Below are 16,189 nucleotides of genomic sequence, written 5' to 3'. Positions count from 1 at the left end.
GCCCTTAATTTTTGCTGGATTCCGATGAAACATATCCGAAATTTTTCGATCATTGCCCACATTGACCACGGCAAGTCGACCCTGGCAGACCGCTTTATCCAGTTTTGTGGCGGTCTGGAACTGCGTGAAATGAGCGCGCAGGTGCTCGATTCGATGGATATCGAAAAAGAGCGTGGCATTACCATCAAGGCGCAAACCGCGGCCTTGCAATACAAGGCGCGCGACGGCCAGATTTACAACCTGAACCTGATCGACACCCCCGGCCACGTGGACTTCTCTTACGAAGTGTCGCGCTCGCTGTCCGCCTGCGAAGGCGCGCTGCTGGTAGTGGACGCGTCCCAGGGCGTGGAAGCGCAAACCGTGGCCAACTGCTACACCGCCATCGAGCTGGGCGTGGAAGTGGTGCCGGTACTGAACAAGATCGACCTGCCGGCCGCCGACCCCGAGCGCGTCAGCCAGGAGATCGAAGACATCATCGGTATCGAAGCCATCGACGCCGTGCGTGCTTCGGCCAAGTCCGGCATCGGTATCGAGGACATCCTCGAAACCGTGGTCAACAAGATTCCGCCGCCGGAAGGCAACCCGGACGCGCCGCTGAAAGCGCTGATCATCGACTCCTGGTTCGACAACTACGTCGGCGTGGTGATGCTGGTGCGCGTCATCGACGGTCAGCTGAAGCCGAAAGACAAGATCAAGTTCATGGCCACCCAGGCCGAACACCTGTGCGAACAGGTGGGGGTATTCACACCGAAATCGGTACAGCGCAGTGAGCTGAACGCCGGCGAAGTGGGTTTCGTCATTGCCGGTATCAAAGAACTGAAATCGGCCAAAGTGGGCGACACCATCACCCTGGCCGCCAAACCGGCTACCGACGCGCTGCCGGGCTTCAAGGAAGTACAGTCGCAGGTATTCGCCGGCCTGTACCCGGTGGAAAGCCACGACTACGAAGCGCTGCGTGATGCACTGGAAAAACTGCAGCTGAACGACGCCTCGCTGAAGTTCGAACCGGAAGTATCCCAAGCGCTCGGCTTCGGCTTCCGTTGCGGCTTCCTGGGCCTGTTGCACCTGGAAATCGTGCAAGAGCGTCTGGAACGCGAGTTCGACATGGACCTGATCACCACCGCACCGACGGTGAACTACGAAGTGGTGATGAAAGACGGTACCGTCGAAGTGGTGTCCAACCCGTCGCGCATGCCGGAAGGCGGCAAGTACGAAGAGCTGCGCGAGCCCATCATCACCGCCACCATCCTGGTACCGCAGGACTACGTCGGCTCGGTGATGACGCTGTGCAACAACAAGCGCGGCGTACAGCGCAACATGCAGTACATGGGCCGTCAGGTAATGCTGACCTACGATCTGCCGATGAACGAAGTGGTGATGGATTTCTTCGACAAACTGAAGTCCACCAGCCGTGGCTACGCCTCGCTGGACTACGAGTTCAAGGAATTCCAGAGCGCCGACCTGGTGAAACTGGACGTGCTGGTCAATGGCGAAAAAGTGGATGCACTGAGCCTGATCGTGCACCGTGCCTCCAGCGTGTACCGTGGCCGCGAACTGGTGTCCAAGATGCGCGAGCTGATCCCGCGCCAGATGTTCGACATCGCGGTGCAGGCCGCCATCGGTGGCCACATCATCGCCCGCGAAACCGTGAAAGCGCTGCGCAAGAACGTGCTGGCCAAGTGTTACGGCGGCGATATCACGCGTAAGAAAAAGCTGCTGGAAAAACAGAAAGCCGGTAAGAAGCGCATGAAGCAGGTGGGCAACGTGGAGATTCCGCAAGAAGCCTTCCTGGCCATTCTGCAAGTCGGGGACAAATAATGGGTTCGAATCTGGTGTGGTTGTGGTCGGTACTGGCTATTGTTGGCGTGCTGCTGATCCTGTTTTCCCCGAAGCAAGTCGGCGTCAAGTCGTCGGCGGTGGAGTGGGGCTACCTGGGTCTGCTGGGCGGCTGCTTCGGCCTGCTGTCGGGTTACATGACCTTCTCGGCGGTGATGCTGATCATCGTGCTGGTTACCGGCGCCATCTGGGCGCTGGACAAGTTCATGCTGGCCCGCCGCCGTGCTGCCGACGCAGAAGTGCCACACTACATCGACTTCCCGCGCGGGTTCTTCCCGATCATCGCGGTGGTGTTCCTGCTGCGTTCTTTTGTGGTCGAACCATTCCAGATTCCGTCCAGTTCCATGCGCCCCGGCTTGATCGTCGGCGACTTCATTCTGGTCAACAAGTTCAGCTATGGCATCCGCCTGCCGGTGGCCAACAATGTGCTGCTACCAGTAGGCCAGGTGCAGCATGGTGACGTGGTGGTGTTCAACTACCCTGAAGATGAAAAGGTCAATTTCATCAAACGCGTCGTGGGTCTGCCAGGCGATGTGGTGAGCTATCAAGGCAAGCAGCTGTCGATCAACGGCAAGCTGGTGGCTCATGTCAGCGAAGGGGAGCACCAGTACGTAGAAAAGAACCTGATGATGGTGCAAACGCAGCAGTACCGCGAAACCATCGAGGGCCATTCGTTTGCTACCCTGGTCGTGCCTGAAGCACCATCTTACTTGCCGCAGGGCGTGCGTCAGTTTGCCGGTCGTGAAAATTGCCAGTATGCCGAGAATGGTTTCAGCTGCAAGGTACCGGCTGGCCAGTACTTTGTGATGGGTGATAACCGCGATAACAGCGAAGACAGCCGCTACTGGGGTTTTGTCGAAGATCGCCTGCTGGTAGGCAAGGCTTTCCTGGTGTGGATGAACTTTGGTGATCTGGGCCGCATCGGCACCCGCATCGAGTAAGGAGCACAACATGCGTAGTCAGCGCGGTTTTTCCCTGCTGGTGGTGATGGCCATGGCCATCGTGGCTGCTACCGTGGTACTGATGTTCCTCAAGATCATACCGGTGTATTCCGAGTACTATGCTTTGAAGGACACGCTGGACACTTTGGCCAGCCAGACCGGCAAGTCTGACTATGAGCTGCGCCGAGATTTCAGTAATCGTGCCATTATTCAGGACATCGTCTCGGTCAAGGCACAAGATCTGGTGATCGTCTCCAGCCCCAGCGTGCTGGGCGTCGGCGTTCGCTACAGCCGCGAGGTGCCGCTGAAGAAGGGCATCAAGCTGGTTTTTGACTTCGAATACCAGGCAGGTACCCCTGTCCTGAAAGACACACAATAACACCGTGAGCAACCAAGACACCCGTTTCCGGCGCCTGTCCCAGGCGCTGGATTATTTTTTTCGGCAACCCGAGCTGCTGCGCCAGGCATTGACGCACCGCAGCTTTGGCACACCCAATAATGAACGTTTCGAGTTCATCGGCGACAGCATCCTCAACTACACCGTAGCGCGCATGCTATTCGACCGTTTCCCCAAACTCAGCGAAGGCGAGCTATCGCGCTTGCGTGCCAACCTGGTCAACCAGAACACGCTGGCCGAGTTGGCCACCGCGCTGAAACTGGGCGACTACCTGTACCTGGGCGAAGGCGAGCTGAAAAGCGGCGGTTACAACCGGCCGTCCATTCTGGCCGACGCACTGGAAGCCACCTTTGCCGCCATCAGCTTCGACGCCGATTTCATGGCCGCCGAGCAGGTGGTACGCCGCCTGTACACCGAGCGCGTGGCGGCGATCGACCCCACCAAGCACGCCAAGGACGCCAAGACGCGGCTGCAGGAAGCGTTGCAGGCACGCCGTTACACGCTGCCGCGCTACAGCATCCTGTCGCAAAGCGGCGAGGCGCACGAGCAGAGCTTCCGCGTGCAGTGCGACCTGGCCGAGCTCAACATCATCACCACCGGCGAGGGCAACAGCCGTCGCGGTGCCGAGCAGCAGGCCGCCGATGCGGCACTGTTGCTGCTTGAACAACGTTTTGCCGCTGGCAAGAAATAAACCATGAACGACATCAACCATCGCTGCGGCTTTGTGGCCATCGTCGGGCGCCCCAACGTGGGCAAGTCCACCCTGATGAACCACCTCATCGGCCAGAAGATCAGCATCACCTCCAAAAAAGCACAAACCACGCGCCACCGCGTTAATGGTATCCATACCGAGCCGGGCGCGCAGTTCGTGTTTGTCGATACCCCGGGTTTCCAGACCTTCCACAAAGGCGCGCTGAACGAAACGCTGAACAAGAGCGTGAAAGACACGCTGGGCAGCGTGGACTGCGTACTGTTCGTGCTGGAAGCGATGCGCTTTACCGGCGCCGACCGCGAAGTGATGGCGCTGCTGCCGAAGAACACGCCGGTACTGCTGGTGGTGAACAAGCTGGACAAGGCCAAAGACCGCCTGCTGCTGTCCGCGTTTATCGAAGAAGTGCGCGCCGAGTTCGACTTTGCCGGTGTGGAAGTGGTCAGCGCCAAGCACAGCCAGCGTCTGGCCGAGCTGCTGGACCAGGTACGCCCGCATCTGCCCGAGTCGGTACCGCTGTACCCGGAAGACATGGTGACCGACAAGACCCAGCGCTTCCTGGCTGGCGAGATCGTGCGCGAAAAACTGTTCCGCTACCTGGGCGAAGAGCTGCCGTACGAAATGAACGTAGAGGTGGAGTCGTTCCAGGTGGAAGGCAGCATGTTCCGCATCTACGTGGCCGTGCTGGTAGACAAGGAAGGGCAGAAGCCCATCGTCATCGGTCGCGGTGGCGAGAAACTGAAGAAAATCTCCACCGAAGCCCGCCTTGACATGGAGCAGCTGTTCGACTGCAAAGTGTTCCTGGAAGTGTGGGTGAAAGTGAAATCCGGCTGGGCCGACGACGTGCGCTTCCTGCGCGATTTCGGTCTGGAATAACCCCGCAGAGGTTGGCCGCATGCTTGCCCGTACCCCCGCGCCGCCCTATTGGGCCGTGATTTTCAGCAATCAGCGTACCGCTGCCGATGGCGAAGGCTACGGCGTGACCGCCGAGCAGATGGTGGCGCTGGCCGCCGAACAGCCCGGCTATCTGGGCGCCGAAAGCGCCCGCGGCAGCGACGGCTTTGGCATTACCGTGTCGTACTGGCAAAGCGAGGCCGACATCGCCGCCTGGCGTGCCCACGCCGGACACCGGGTGGCGATTGCCGCCGGTTTCGACCGCTGGTACGCCTGCTTTGCTACCCGCGTGGCCTATGTTGGCCGCGACCACCTGTGGGACAAGCCCGCCAGCGATGCGCCAGGTCAAGGTTGATCGCCAGCCGGCCTACGTGCTGCACACCCAGCCATACCGCGAAACCAGCCTGCTGGTGGAAGTGCTCAGCCGCGACCACGGCCGTTTCACGCTGGTGGCACGCGGGGCGCGCCGCCCGCGTTCTGACCTGCGCGGCCAACTGTTGCCGTTCCAGCCGCTGCAGCTGGCCTGGTTCGGCAAGGGCGAGCTGCGCACGCTGCACACGGTAGACTGGCGCGGCGGCGTACCGCAGTTTGCCGGCCAGCGCCTGGTGTGCGGTTTTTACCTCAATGAGTTGCTGCTGCGCCTGTCGCCGCGCGACGACCCGTCCCCCGAGCTGTTCCAGCTGTACGACCGCACTGTGCGCGGCATGGCGCGCAGCGACAGCCTGCCCGACGTGTTGCGCCGTTTCGAGCTGAACCTGCTGACGGTGCTGGGCTATACCCCGCCGTGCAGCGAGGATGCCGCCGGCCAGCCGCTGCAGCCGGACGCCTATTACCTGTGCCGTTTCGGCGAGCTGCCGCAGCGCGTGGCCGTGCCCGATGCTGGCCCGCGCCAGCTGGTGGTGGCGGGCGCCAGCCTGCTGGCCCTGGCCGTTGCCGACTTTTCCCTGCCGCATAGCCGCCGCGACGTACGCGGCCTGCTGCGCTTGTATCTGGATGAATTGCTGGGGCCAGAACCGCTGGCCACCCGCGAACTGTTAACCACGCTCTACGCGCTGCAAGAAGACAGCGCTCCCAGCCGGAGACCATCATGATTCTGCTAGGCGTCAATATCGACCACGTTGCCACCCTGCGCCAGGCGCGTGGCACCCGTTTCCCCAGCCCGATCGAAGCGGCCCTGGTGGCCGAATCCAGCGGTGCCGACCTGATCACCCTGCATCTGCGCGAAGACCGCCGCCACATCCAGGACCACGACGTGGACGCCATGCGCGCCACCATCAAGACGCGCATGAACCTGGAAATGGCACTCACCGACGAAATGCTGGCCAACGCGCTGCGCGTGAAGCCGGAAGACGTGTGCCTGGTGCCGGAAAAGCGCGAGGAAGTCACCACCGAAGGCGGCCTCGACGTCATCCGCTACTTTGACGAAGTGCGCGAGTTTACCCGCCAGCTGACCGACGCCGGCATTCGTGTGTCCATCTTCATCGACCCGGACATCAAGCAGATCCAGGCTGCCTGGGACGCCGGCGCCCGCGTGATCGAGCTGCACACCGGCGCCTACGCCCACGCCGACTTCCAGCACGACGCGCAGCAAGCCGAGCTGGCGCGCATCCGCGAAGCCGCCGTGTTTGGCGACCACCTGGGCATGGTGGTGAATGCCGGCCACGGCCTGAACTACCATAACGTGAAGCCGATCGCCGCCATTCCGGAAATCGCCGAGCTGAACATCGGCCACGCCCTGGTCAGCCATGCGCTGATGGTGGGCTTTGCCGCCGCCGTGCGCGAAATGAAGGCGCTGATGATCGAAGGCCGCCAGGGGCTGTAATGATTTACGGCATCGGCACCGACATGGCGCGCATCGCGCGCTTTCAGGCCATGCTGGACCGCTGGGGCCTGCGTGCCGGCCGCCGCTTGCTGGCGCCGGTAGAGCAGGACGAGTTGGCCGCAGCGGCCAACCCGGCGCGGCTGCTGGCCAAGCGCTTTGCCGCCAAAGAGGCGCTGGCCAAGGCGCTGGGCACCGGCGTGCGCGAGCCGGTGCTGCTGACCGCCATCGCCGTCAGCCACGACGCGCTGGGCAAGCCGATGTTTGCCTTTGACGATGCGCTGCATGCGTTTCTGCGCGAGCGCGGCATCAGCCGCGTGCATTTGTCGATTACCGACGAGGCCGAGCACGCACTAGCTTTTGTGGTGTGTGAAACCGGCCTTGCGGCCAACCTTTGAGTGGCACCATGACTCAACTTTCTCTGCCGCGCGGCCCGGTGATGGCCGACGTTGCCGGCTTCCGCCTCAGCGACGACGAAAAACAACGCCTGTGTCACCCGCTGGTGGGCGGCGTTATCCTGTTCCGCCGCAACTTCGACAGTGTCGAGCAGCTGAAGGCGCTGACCGCCGAGATCCGCGCGCTGCGCCAGCCCGAGCTGCTGATTGCCGTCGATCACGAAGGTGGCCGCGTGCAGCGCTTCCTGGCCGGCTTTACCCGCCTGCCGCCGATGCGGGTGCTGGGCGAGCTGTGGGACGCGCAAGGCCAGGCGGTGGCCGAAGCGGCAGCCGAGGAAACCGGCTACGTGCTGGCGGCCGAGCTGCGCGCTTGCGGCGTGGACCTCAGCTTCACCCCGGTGCTGGACCTGGACTGGCAGCACTGCGCCGTCATCGGCAACCGCAGCTTCCACGGCGACCCGGCGGTGGTGATCGCGCTGGCCAGCGCGCTGCAGCGTGGTCTGAATCGTGGCGGCATGGGCAGCTGTGGCAAGCACTTCCCCGGTCACGGTTTTGTCGAGGGCGACACCCATGTCGCCATGCCGCAAGACCCGCGCAGCCTGGACGATATCCGCGCTGCCGACCTGAAACCGTTTGCCGCCCTGGCCGCCAGCGGCATGAAGGCGGTGATGCCGGCGCACGTGATCTACCCGCAAGTGGACGACACCTCGGCCGGTTTCTCGCGCATCTGGCTGCAGGACATCCTGCGTGGCGAGTTGGGCTTTGACGGCACCATTTTCAGCGACGACCTGACCATGGAAGGCGCCGCCGGTGCCGGCGATATCGTGGCCCGTGCCGGGCGCGCGTTTGCAGCCGGTTGCGATATGGCCCTGGTGTGCAATCGCCCCGAGCTGGTAGACGACTTGCTGGCCAGGTTGGCCGCACCGGCGCAGCCGCAGCTGGCGCAGCGCCTGCAGGCGATGGCCGGGCAGGGTACGGCGGCCGAGTGGGCAGTACGGGTAGCGGGTAGCGACTTTGCCGCTATTGCCGCCCGCGTCGGTGCGCTGGCCGTGCCGCCGCAGCAACTGGCCGCCGCGCCGCAGGTGGGCGAGGCGCATTAAGCGCGCTACCTGTCTGCTATCGGCTGCTGCCCGCTTCCTGCCATCAGCAGATGAAAAACCCCCGCTACACAAGCGGGGGTTTTTCGTCGGTAGTACGCTGGCGCGGGTCAGAACAGCTCGATATCGCCATCGTTGCTGCTGCCGGCGTTCAGTTGCAGCTCGCTGGCGCGGGCGCGGGTGCGGCGCTGGTCGTTCCATGGTTTGTCGTGCATGTGCAGGCGGCTCAGCGAGGTGCGCAGTTTTTCGCCCAGGTTGCGCAGGTCGTCGGGGGATACCGCGTGGATGCGGCTGCAGGCCAATGCATCCTGGTTCAGCTGGATCAGGATGTCGCCGGACGATTTGGAATCGTGCACCGCCTGTGCTTGCTGTGCCACGGCATCGCCGATTTCGCTGGCTGAGGCATTGATGTCGCCGATGGCGCGAGTGATGTTGTCCAGCTTGTCGCGCGAGGTGTCGGCGTGGGTGGCGGCAAAGCCGGCGCGTTCCAGCGAGACGCTCATGGCGCCCACTACCTTGTCGGTACCGCGCTGGATGTCGCTCATGATGTTCTGCACCTGCTGGGTGGCTTCCTGCGTGCGGTGCGCCAGCTTGCGCACCTCGTCGGCCACCACGGCAAAGCCGCGGCCGCTTTCGCCGGCGCGGGCGGCTTCGATGGCGGCGTTCAGCGCCAGCAGGTTGGTCTGGTCTGCAATGTCCTTGATCGAGGCCAGAATGCCGCCAATGCTGCCGGAGGCGGTGGACAGCGCCCGTACGTCGCGGGTGGCCTCCTCCAGCAGGCTGGCAACCTCGGTCACGCCATTGATCACGATCAGCGTGGCGTCGCGGCTTTCATTCATGTCGTGGCCAGCCTGTTGTGCCGCAGCCGTGATTTGCTCCAGGTCCACACGCAGGCGCTCGGCTTGCTCGATCATGCGTGAGATGGCGCCAATCAGTACTTCACCATGGCTGGCTTGCAGCAGGTTTTTTTGCAGAATGGCGCTGTAGGTGTCGGTCAACTCTTGCGACATGGGAATCAGCCGCGCACTGGAGCCCAGTACCTGGGTAAAAATGTCGTCCAGTTCCTTGAGTAGCGCGTTAAAGTGCTGGCTGCAGCCTTCCCAGTCGGCGCTGGTGGCCAAGTCCAGCTTTTTGCTGAAGTCGATCGGTTCCTCTCCCAGCCACGCCAGGTGACGGCGGAAAATACGTGCCGGGCGGATGAAGTGCTTGTGTATGCGCCAGCCGAGTACTGCCAATACGGAACTGCCGGTCAGCAGACTGGCGAGTAGTGCGCTGTAGGGTTGGGCAGGTAACAGTAGCGCCAGTAAGGGAATAATCAGCAAAGGCGCAAGCGCGGGGGCGATCAGACGGAACAGGGTGGCTTTCATGAGGTTTCCGTGGCAAGGGGGCGACTGGCGGCCTGCTTGCCGCTTGTTTTCTTACATGATTTGCTTATGACTGAAGTATACCCTTTAAGCAGTATGGTTTTAAACTGCATCGATCAGGTATTTTGAATATGCACAGTGTTTTTGCCCGTTTGTTCAACCCGGGTAGTCGCCGTTTTGCTAACGCAGACGTCATGAGCGCCGTCGACTTGCTGATCCAGCAGGTGGAGCCGCGGCTGAAGCTGCTGCCTACCGGGCGGCGCCAGTTGCGCAGAGGGGTGCGTAGCGTGCTGGAGCGCATTGATGACATCGGGGCATTGTTGCCGCCAGCGCTGGACCTTAGCCCGGCCGGCTACAGCAGCGACCGTCGTGTGGGCCTGCTGTTTGCGTCGCCGCAGACCTTATGCGATAGCCTGCGTGCCAGTCAGCCGTTGCAGGACTACCTGTCCAGCCCGCGCAGCAGCGAGCAGATGCAGCTGATGCTGGTGATGCAGCGTCACGAAGATACCCGTCTGGGTAGCCAGCTGCTACCTGACGGCAGCGTGCGTCACGATGTGCCGCAGCAGGTGTTGAGCTTTTCGCGTCACCGCATCATTGCCGCCACTGCCGCGCGCAAGGAATTGGTGGATGATTGCCGGCAGCAGGCCTATCAAGCCTTGTGTGCCAGCCTGGCGGCCAACCTGTCCGACGCCGAGGCGCAGCGCCGCATGCTGGACGTAGAGCGCAAGGCGCTGCAGTTGCAGCTGGGCAACCGTACTAATGTGCTGAACGCCGAGGCGTTGAACTTGCACGGCAGCATGAACCACGAACAGATGGCGGTGCGGCTGGCCGAGGTAGAGCAGCAACTGCAAAACCTGCAGGTAGTGGCCAGCCTGGAAGGCAAACTGGGCTTGTTGCGCAAGGTGGTGGAGGCGCCGGAACAGGTGGTACAGGCCAGCCTGCAAACCGCCTGGGTGGACCGCATGGGGGTGGTACTGAACCCCGACGAGGGCGGCCAGCAGCTGGACTACGCCGACGTGGCGCTGGGCTATCTGCAAAAGCGGCAGCGGGTGATATTTGCCGCCAGCCTCAGCCGACAAGACCTGCGCGAGTGGCTGGCGCGCTGGCCGGCAATAGCGTAGGCCCGCGTTGCGTCAGGCGGCGCCACGGGCCACAATCAGCGGAATCTGCATCTCGGCGGCGGCCAGGCCGCCGTGATTGCCCAACAAGGCCGGGCGTTTCTCGTCGCCCACCGTCTGCAAGATTCCCCAGTCTTCTTTCATCAGTAGCAGGAAGTCACCACAGCGTGCGGCCAACAGCGGGTGTGCCGGTGGCGGGCCGAACCAGCCGGCAGCCAGCACGTCGGCCGCCGGCAAACACCAGGCGGCATGTCCCAGCGTGGTCGTCACGGCGTGGCGGAATGCCTGCTGCAGGCCGGGCTGCACATGGCAAAACGCCGCGCGCGGTTCGCCGCTGAGCGGCTGGCGCAGCATGGCGGCCAATTCCGGAAAATCATTGATGAACAGCATGCGCGGCGGCGGGATATCGGCCTGGCCGTGGTCGGCGGTGATCAGCACACGGCAGCTGGCTGGTAGCGTGGTAGCCAGCTCGGCGCAGTGCTGTTGCAGCCGGGTCAGCAGCATTTGCGCGCGCGGGTGGCGCGTGCCCTTGTTGTGCATCAGCGAATCCAGATCGGGGATGTAGGCGTACACCAGTTTGCGTCCGGGCTGGCGGGCCAGTTGCTGCAGGCTGGCAAACAGCTGCGCGTAGTCGCGCCACGGCCGGTGTTCGGCGTGGCCGCCGTGATGGCGGCTGTAGGCCGAGTCGGCGATGTATTCGGGCTGCAGCACGTAATGCTGGCGCTGACCGCCTTGCAGCGCCGACGGCCGGCTGTACAGCGCGCTGGCCAGCGCGGCGTCGTCCAGCGCCTGTGCGTCGTCTGCTTGCCAGTGGTAGCGCAGCGGCAGCGGCGTGGCGATACCGCCGGCTTCGGGTGCCGATACGTGCCAGCCCAGCAGGCTGTGCTGGCTGGGCGGCAGGCCGGTGAGCAGCGTGGTGATGGCGGCGGTGGTGGTGCTGGGGAACACCGAGTGCAAGGTAGCCACTTGCTGTTGCTGCAGCCAGCCGCCCGGTACCAGACTGTCCAGCTGCGTGCAGCCCATGCCGTCGATCAGCAGCAGGATCACCGTCTCGTCCTGCTCCAGCCCGTCCAGCGCCGGGTGCTGCAGCGGCGGGCAGGCGGTGCTGCCGTGCAGGCGGGCGGCCAAGTTGGCCAGGCTGTGCTGGTAGTCGGGTAGCGTGCAGTGGCGCAGCAGGTCGGCGGGCAGGGCGGCTTCTGTCATGGCGGGCGGGCAGTTATAGTGTGGTTTTGACGTAGTGGCAGTAGCAACCAACATCATGACAGATTTGCGTGTGAGCTGTACCGAGTGCGGCGCCTGTTGTTCGGCGTTCCGCGTGTCTTTTCATCGTAGCGAGTTGGCCGCGGACGGCCGCCCGGGGGTGCCTGCCGACATGGCGGTGCACGAGGTGGGCAATACCTGGCGCATGGCCGGCACCGACGATAGCGCCGCCAACGGCCTGCCGCCGCGCTGCGTGGCGCTGTGCGGCACGGTGGGTGAGTCGGTCAGTTGCAGCATCTACGCGCAGCGGCCGTCGCCTTGTCGCGAATTCGGCGCGCTGGCCAGCGTCGGCATCTACGAGGCGGCCTGTAACCGTGCCCGCGCCCGCCATGGTCTGCCACGGTTGAAGGTAGACGACAGCTGGTGAGCCGCGCAGGCAGTGTGCAGCTGGTTTTCGATCAGCATTTATCAAGATTGGCACGCTGCTGCGTAGTGCCACTATCATGAAACAGCCGGCTGCGCGATCAGGCTGGCCCTTGGCGCGGTGGTTAGCCGAGTGATTGTTATCCGACCCCTCCTGAAGCGCACCGCATGAACCTGTACTCAAGCACGGCATGGCAACAGCGGGCCTGGTCCTGGCTGCAAATGGGCGTAGATCCGGCGCTTAGCGGCGCCGTTCGCAGGCGGCAATACGTCACCAATGCCGTCCCGGTGCTGGTGCTGACGATGGTGTTGTTCTACAGCCTGTTGTTTGCCTGGCTGGGCAATGCGGTACTGGCAACGCTTAGCTTGAAGATGACGGCGATCCCGCTGCTGGGCATGGCCTGGTTCTACTGGCTGCAGCGTCGCGGCCACCCGCCGCACTACTGGAAAGCCTGCCTGATCTGCCAGGCCACCGTGCTGGCCGGCATTCTGGGCGGGCAGGGCACGCAAATCGGTGGCCACCATTACTTCCTGTTCTTTTTTCTGACTACGCCATTGGTGGTGCCTACCCACGACAAGCGCGGCATGGCTATCGTGTGCCTGATCTGCATTGGCTGGTTCTGCCTGTTTGAATGGTTCACCTGGCCATCCAGTGCTGCGGTGCAGGCACTGGGGCCAGCCACCATCAAGCTGCTGTACCTGAATGTGTTGCTGTCCGGCACCCTGGTCCTGTTTATCGCCCTGCTGGCTGGTGACCATTTTTCCGAGGCACTGGAGCGCCGTATCCAGCAAATGGCCAGCAGCGACGAGCTGACCGGCCTGGCGAACCGCCGCGTGTTCTACCAGACGCTGACGCAATGGCAAACCGTCAGTGGGCCGTTGCAGCGGCCATTCTGCGTGGCGTTGCTGGACATCGACCACTTCAAACACATCAACGACACCTATGGTCACGAAGCCGGCGACCAGGTGCTGCGCAGCTTGGCCGTGCGCTTGCAGCAGGGGGTGGGGCCCGCCGATCTGGTGTGCCGTATTGGCGGGGAAGAGTTCGCCATCCTGCTGGCCGACTGTACGCTGACGCAGGCGTACGCGGCATGCGACACATTGCGACAAAGTATTGCCGCTACGCCGCTAGCGGCGGGTGATGTCGGGCTGACCGTTACCGTTAGCCTGGGGCTGGGGCAGTGGCAAGCCTTGCAGCGTGAGGCGGATTTTCTCGCCGGTGTCGATCGCGCGTTGTACGCCGCCAAGCATGCGGGGCGCAATACCGTGCGGGTGCACCCGGCGCCGCCTAGCCCTGAACCGGCGTAGCGCGTTTCTGCGGCGGGTCGCGCGTAGCATGGGTGAAGGCGCTGGCGCCGTCACCCATCGCTTTGGCGAAAGCTAAGGGTGATGCGCTGCGCTCCACCCATCCTGCGTGCTGGCAAGGGTTGGCCGCCTGGCAGGGCAATAAGAGGCAGGTAGGACAACATGCAGCGCGTGGCATACAGCATAAACAAACCCCAGCCGAGGCTGTAATGCCAGTCAGTTAGGCGAATGTGCTTGGCCATCAAGTAGAAGGGCGTGAGTGCTGCGACCCATCCCGTTGGCGCGAGCCGGTCAAAATGGTTCGCCCCAGGTTTTAAGACGCCGATTTGTTTGAGCTCCGAGCCGTTAGCGAGGAGCGAGTTCGGCGGCGCCTGGGGCGTGCCATTTTGAACGGGGTTTCGAGCAGCCCCGGGTTGCGGGGGAATGAAAAGGGGGCGGCAATCCGCCCCCTTTCCCGTCTGCCGGGCGGAACCGGTATCTAATCATCGTCCGCATAGCGGACACACTAGCGTACTTCAACGCAACAAATCCCTAACCAAAAAACGCCTGTCAGCGTTAACTGATTGGCATTAAGCCGAGGCTGGGGTTTTGCGTGGTAGCGGGGGCGGGCTCAGCTATACGCCAGGCTCAGGTGGTTGTCCCACTTTACCGGGAAGCGCTGGCTGCGGCGCGGGTCGATCTGCAGCGTACGGCTGTCTATCCACACGATCTCGCCCAGCTCGTTGCTGGTGACGAAGTGGCGCTGGTCGCGGCTGAGTGCGATGCCGGCCGGCTTGGTTAGCGCCACGTGCCCCAGGTAGCGACCGCTGCCGTCCCAGAACACCACGGCGTCGCCCTTGGTGGCCGTGCAGGCAATGCGGTCGGCGCCGGCCGCCACGCTGGCGGCGTAGCCGTTGCTGGCCAGCGCCAGGGCATCGGGTGCGTCCAGCAGGCGCAGGCCTTGCTCGGCGTTCCAGATCGCTACCAGCGGCGCGGCACCTTCGCCTTCGTACTGCAGGGCTACAGCGAAATCATGCTGGTTGATGCGGGCCAGATGGCGCAGTGACAGCCGCTTGTCGTCCAGCGTGTAGCTGGCGATGCTGCGGCCTTGCACCGGGTCCACGATATCGATCTGCGGCTTCATGTTGTTGCGGTTCAGCTTGATGCGGCCGCTTTCCGGCAGCGTCAGGATGCCGCCGTTGGCTACCAGGATGGTGCCGTCGTCCAGCGCCTTCAGCTCGTGCGGGCCGATGCCGCCGCTGGGCATCTCGCGCAGCGGCAGCAGCGTGTGCGGGTCGCGCATGGTGAGCAGGCCGTTGCCGCTGTCGATATCGTTGTCGGTGGTGTACAGCTGGCCGTGCGCCAGGATGCCGTGGCCGAAGCCGTGGCGGTTGTCCGGGTAGTCGTACCAGGCCAGCTGCTGGCCGCTGCGCCAGTTGAAGCGGGCAATCTGGTAGCCGGGGCGGCGGGCAAATACCAGGCATTCGCCCGGGCGCGCCGGGTCCAGTTCCAGATGATGGCCGCGCTCGGGCAGCGTCAGCAGGCCGCTGGCGCCGACCAAGCCGGCACGGTGCTGGTTGCGGCCAACGTCGCAGGCCGAGATGATGGCCGGCTGTGCAGCGTCGCCCGCCAGGCTGTGCAGCGGTAGCGCGGCCAGGGTGAGTGCGCCGGCCTGCAGCAGCTGGCGGCGGGTGAGCTTAGTCGCCATCGGATTCATTGAAACTCAGCGTGATGTCAAGGGTGTGGGCCAGTGGGCCTTCGATCTGTGCCAGCAGTTTTTCCAGCGCCTGTACGGCCGGCTTTTCGCGGCCGCTGTTGCCGACGCGGGCCAGGTTGTCCGGCAGCTTGTCCAGCGCGGGGGCGACGGCGCGGGTGGCGTCGGCCAGCGCTTTGGCCTGCGCCGGCTGGCCTTTGGCGGCCAACAGCGCGGCAATGCCGCTCTGGCCGTCGGGGCCGGTAAGCACGGTTTGCAGCAGCGCAAATTGTGCTTTCACCAGCGCCTTGCCGTCGCCGCTACGCTGCGCGGTGACCAGCTCCGGCTTCTGTTGCGGCAGGCGCGACAGTTCCTTGTGCATCTCGTTGACGCCGGCCAGCGTCAGGTTCACCACTTCTTCCAGCGCTTGCGCCGGCTTGGCGTACAGTGCGCCGTCCTGGCCGCTGCGGCCAACGTTGGCCGCAAAATCCTGCCAGTTTTTCAGCAGCGTCGGGGTGTGATCGGCGATTTCCTGGCCGGTGCGCTGCAGCCATTGGCAGCGTTTGGGGTCGGTCAGCGGCTTTTGCTGTTCGAACAGCAGGTATTCGATGGCGGTGAAGCCTTTGGCAGCGGCGCCGGCCTCGTCGTAGCTTTCCTGGCTGCGGCCCAGGTCATCGCTGACCGCTTGCTCCACCAGCGCTACGCGGGTGGGCTTGAAGGCGATCACGCGCTGGCTGCGCAGTTCGGCACTGGGGCCCCAGTTCAACGGCGCCACGGCCATCCAGCTGCGGTAGCCCTGGCGCCATTGCTCGCGCGCGGCGGTGAGGCTGGCGCCGTCCTGGCGCTGGCACAGTTGCTGCAGGCTGGCCGCCAGCTGCCGGCTTTGCGTATTCAGGGTGGCGTAGCGTGGTAGCAGGGTTTGTGCGGTGAGGGTGTCGAGAAAGGTCTGTTCCGGGCTGGTAGCAAACGCCAGCGGGGTGGCCAGCAGCAGGCCGGCAAGCAGGTGGCGGGACATGGTT

17 protein-coding genes are annotated in these 16,189 nt (G+C 63.7%); 13 read left to right on the top strand and 4 right to left on the bottom strand.

All coding sequences use genetic code 11. The annotated features are described in order from the left end of the window. Nucleotides 1–24 precede the first annotated feature (24 nt). The 10 genes from lepA to nagZ are packed head-to-tail and all read left to right on the top strand — an operon-like array spanning nt 25 to nt 8,091. Nucleotides 25–1,818, top strand: coding sequence for a translation elongation factor 4 (lepA, locus tag ACK4FZ_RS02070; protein ID WP_409818066.1), 1,794 nt, complete (start codon nt 25–27; stop codon nt 1,816–1,818). Then, a complete protein-coding gene (lepB, locus tag ACK4FZ_RS02065; RefSeq protein ID WP_409818065.1) occupies nt 1,818–2,777 on the top strand; it encodes a signal peptidase I in 960 nt (319 codons plus the stop codon). The genes lepA and lepB overlap by 1 nt, the downstream gene beginning before the upstream one ends. A 10-nt stretch (nt 2,778–2,787) precedes the next feature. Beyond that, on the top strand, nt 2,788–3,156 hold the full coding sequence (locus tag ACK4FZ_RS02060) for a DUF4845 domain-containing protein (RefSeq protein ID WP_409818064.1): 369 nt from the start codon (nt 2,788–2,790) through the stop codon (nt 3,154–3,156). A gap of 4 nt (nt 3,157–3,160) precedes the next feature. After that, entirely contained in the window at nt 3,161–3,865 is a 705-nt protein-coding gene (gene rnc / locus ACK4FZ_RS02055) for a ribonuclease III (RefSeq protein ID WP_409818063.1), read from the top strand. 3 nt (nt 3,866–3,868) lie between these two features. Next, nucleotides 3,869–4,759 carry a GTPase Era gene (gene era, locus ACK4FZ_RS02050; RefSeq protein WP_409818062.1) on the top strand — a complete coding sequence of 297 codons (891 nt, stop codon included), beginning with the start codon at nt 3,869–3,871 and terminating at the stop codon, nt 4,757–4,759. Nucleotides 4,760–4,778: 19 nt separating this feature from the next. Then, nucleotides 4,779–5,132 carry an antibiotic biosynthesis monooxygenase family protein gene (locus ACK4FZ_RS02045; protein ID WP_409818061.1) on the top strand — a complete coding sequence of 118 codons (354 nt, stop codon included), beginning with the start codon at nt 4,779–4,781 and terminating at the stop codon, nt 5,130–5,132. Then, nucleotides 5,113–5,868 carry a DNA repair protein RecO gene (recO, locus tag ACK4FZ_RS02040; protein WP_227303280.1) on the top strand — a complete coding sequence of 252 codons (756 nt, stop codon included), beginning with the start codon at nt 5,113–5,115 and terminating at the stop codon, nt 5,866–5,868. Before ACK4FZ_RS02045 ends, recO begins: the two co-directional genes overlap by 20 nt. Beyond that, a complete protein-coding gene (gene pdxJ / locus ACK4FZ_RS02035; protein ID WP_409818173.1) occupies nt 5,868–6,599 on the top strand; it encodes a pyridoxine 5'-phosphate synthase in 732 nt (243 codons plus the stop codon). Before recO ends, pdxJ begins: the two co-directional genes overlap by 1 nt. Beyond that, nucleotides 6,599–6,994 (top strand): holo-ACP synthase, encoded by a 396-nt coding sequence (acpS, locus tag ACK4FZ_RS02030; RefSeq protein WP_144371591.1) that lies wholly within the window; start codon nt 6,599–6,601, stop codon nt 6,992–6,994. The genes pdxJ and acpS overlap by 1 nt, the downstream gene beginning before the upstream one ends. Nucleotides 6,995–7,002: 8 nt before the next feature. Further along, nucleotides 7,003–8,091 carry a beta-N-acetylhexosaminidase gene (gene nagZ / locus ACK4FZ_RS02025; RefSeq protein ID WP_409818060.1) on the top strand — a complete coding sequence of 363 codons (1,089 nt, stop codon included), beginning with the start codon at nt 7,003–7,005 and terminating at the stop codon, nt 8,089–8,091. Between the two features lie 107 nt (nt 8,092–8,198). Here nagZ and ACK4FZ_RS02020 read toward each other — a convergent pair whose 3' ends face one another. Beyond that, nucleotides 8,199–9,455 carry a methyl-accepting chemotaxis protein gene (locus tag ACK4FZ_RS02020; RefSeq protein WP_409818059.1) on the bottom strand — a complete coding sequence of 419 codons (1,257 nt, stop codon included), beginning with the start codon at nt 9,453–9,455 and terminating at the stop codon, nt 8,199–8,201. A gap of 191 nt (nt 9,456–9,646) precedes the next feature. Between ACK4FZ_RS02020 and ACK4FZ_RS02015 the strand changes: the two genes are divergently transcribed. Next, on the top strand, nt 9,647–10,573 hold the full coding sequence (locus ACK4FZ_RS02015; RefSeq protein WP_409818058.1) for a hypothetical protein: 927 nt from the start codon (nt 9,647–9,649) through the stop codon (nt 10,571–10,573). Between the two features lie 12 nt (nt 10,574–10,585). Here ACK4FZ_RS02015 and ACK4FZ_RS02010 read toward each other — a convergent pair whose 3' ends face one another. Then, nucleotides 10,586–11,773 carry an alkaline phosphatase family protein gene (locus tag ACK4FZ_RS02010; RefSeq protein ID WP_409818057.1) on the bottom strand — a complete coding sequence of 396 codons (1,188 nt, stop codon included), beginning with the start codon at nt 11,771–11,773 and terminating at the stop codon, nt 10,586–10,588. Nucleotides 11,774–11,828: 55 nt separating this feature from the next. Between ACK4FZ_RS02010 and ACK4FZ_RS02005 the strand changes: the two genes are divergently transcribed. Continuing rightward, nucleotides 11,829–12,197, top strand: a complete 369-nt coding sequence (locus ACK4FZ_RS02005; RefSeq protein ID WP_409818056.1) for a YkgJ family cysteine cluster protein — start codon at nt 11,829–11,831, stop codon at nt 12,195–12,197. A 164-nt stretch (nt 12,198–12,361) separates the two neighbouring features. Then, the gene (locus ACK4FZ_RS02000) at nt 12,362–13,501 is read left to right on the top strand and encodes a GGDEF domain-containing protein (RefSeq protein ID WP_409818055.1); all 1,140 of its coding nucleotides are present in this window, start codon (nt 12,362–12,364) and stop codon (nt 13,499–13,501) included. 607 nt (nt 13,502–14,108) lie between these two features. Here the strand turns inward: ACK4FZ_RS02000 and ACK4FZ_RS01995 are convergent. Together ACK4FZ_RS01995 and ACK4FZ_RS01990 are read right to left on the bottom strand one after the other, a co-directional pair. Further along, nucleotides 14,109–15,185, bottom strand: coding sequence for a DUF1513 domain-containing protein (locus ACK4FZ_RS01995; RefSeq protein WP_409818054.1), 1,077 nt, complete (start codon nt 15,183–15,185; stop codon nt 14,109–14,111). Beyond that, nucleotides 15,175–16,185, bottom strand: a complete 1,011-nt coding sequence (locus ACK4FZ_RS01990) for an imelysin family protein (protein WP_409818053.1) — start codon at nt 16,183–16,185, stop codon at nt 15,175–15,177. The genes ACK4FZ_RS01995 and ACK4FZ_RS01990 overlap by 11 nt, the downstream gene beginning before the upstream one ends. Between the last annotated feature and the right edge of the window lie 4 nt (nt 16,186–16,189).

Source organism: Vogesella sp. (assembly GCF_046297735.1).
Taxonomy (GTDB): Bacteria; Pseudomonadota; Gammaproteobacteria; order Burkholderiales; family Chromobacteriaceae; genus Vogesella; species Vogesella urethralis.
Note: the sequence above shows the minus strand (reverse complement) of the source record. Positions and strands in the feature narration are given on the sequence as shown.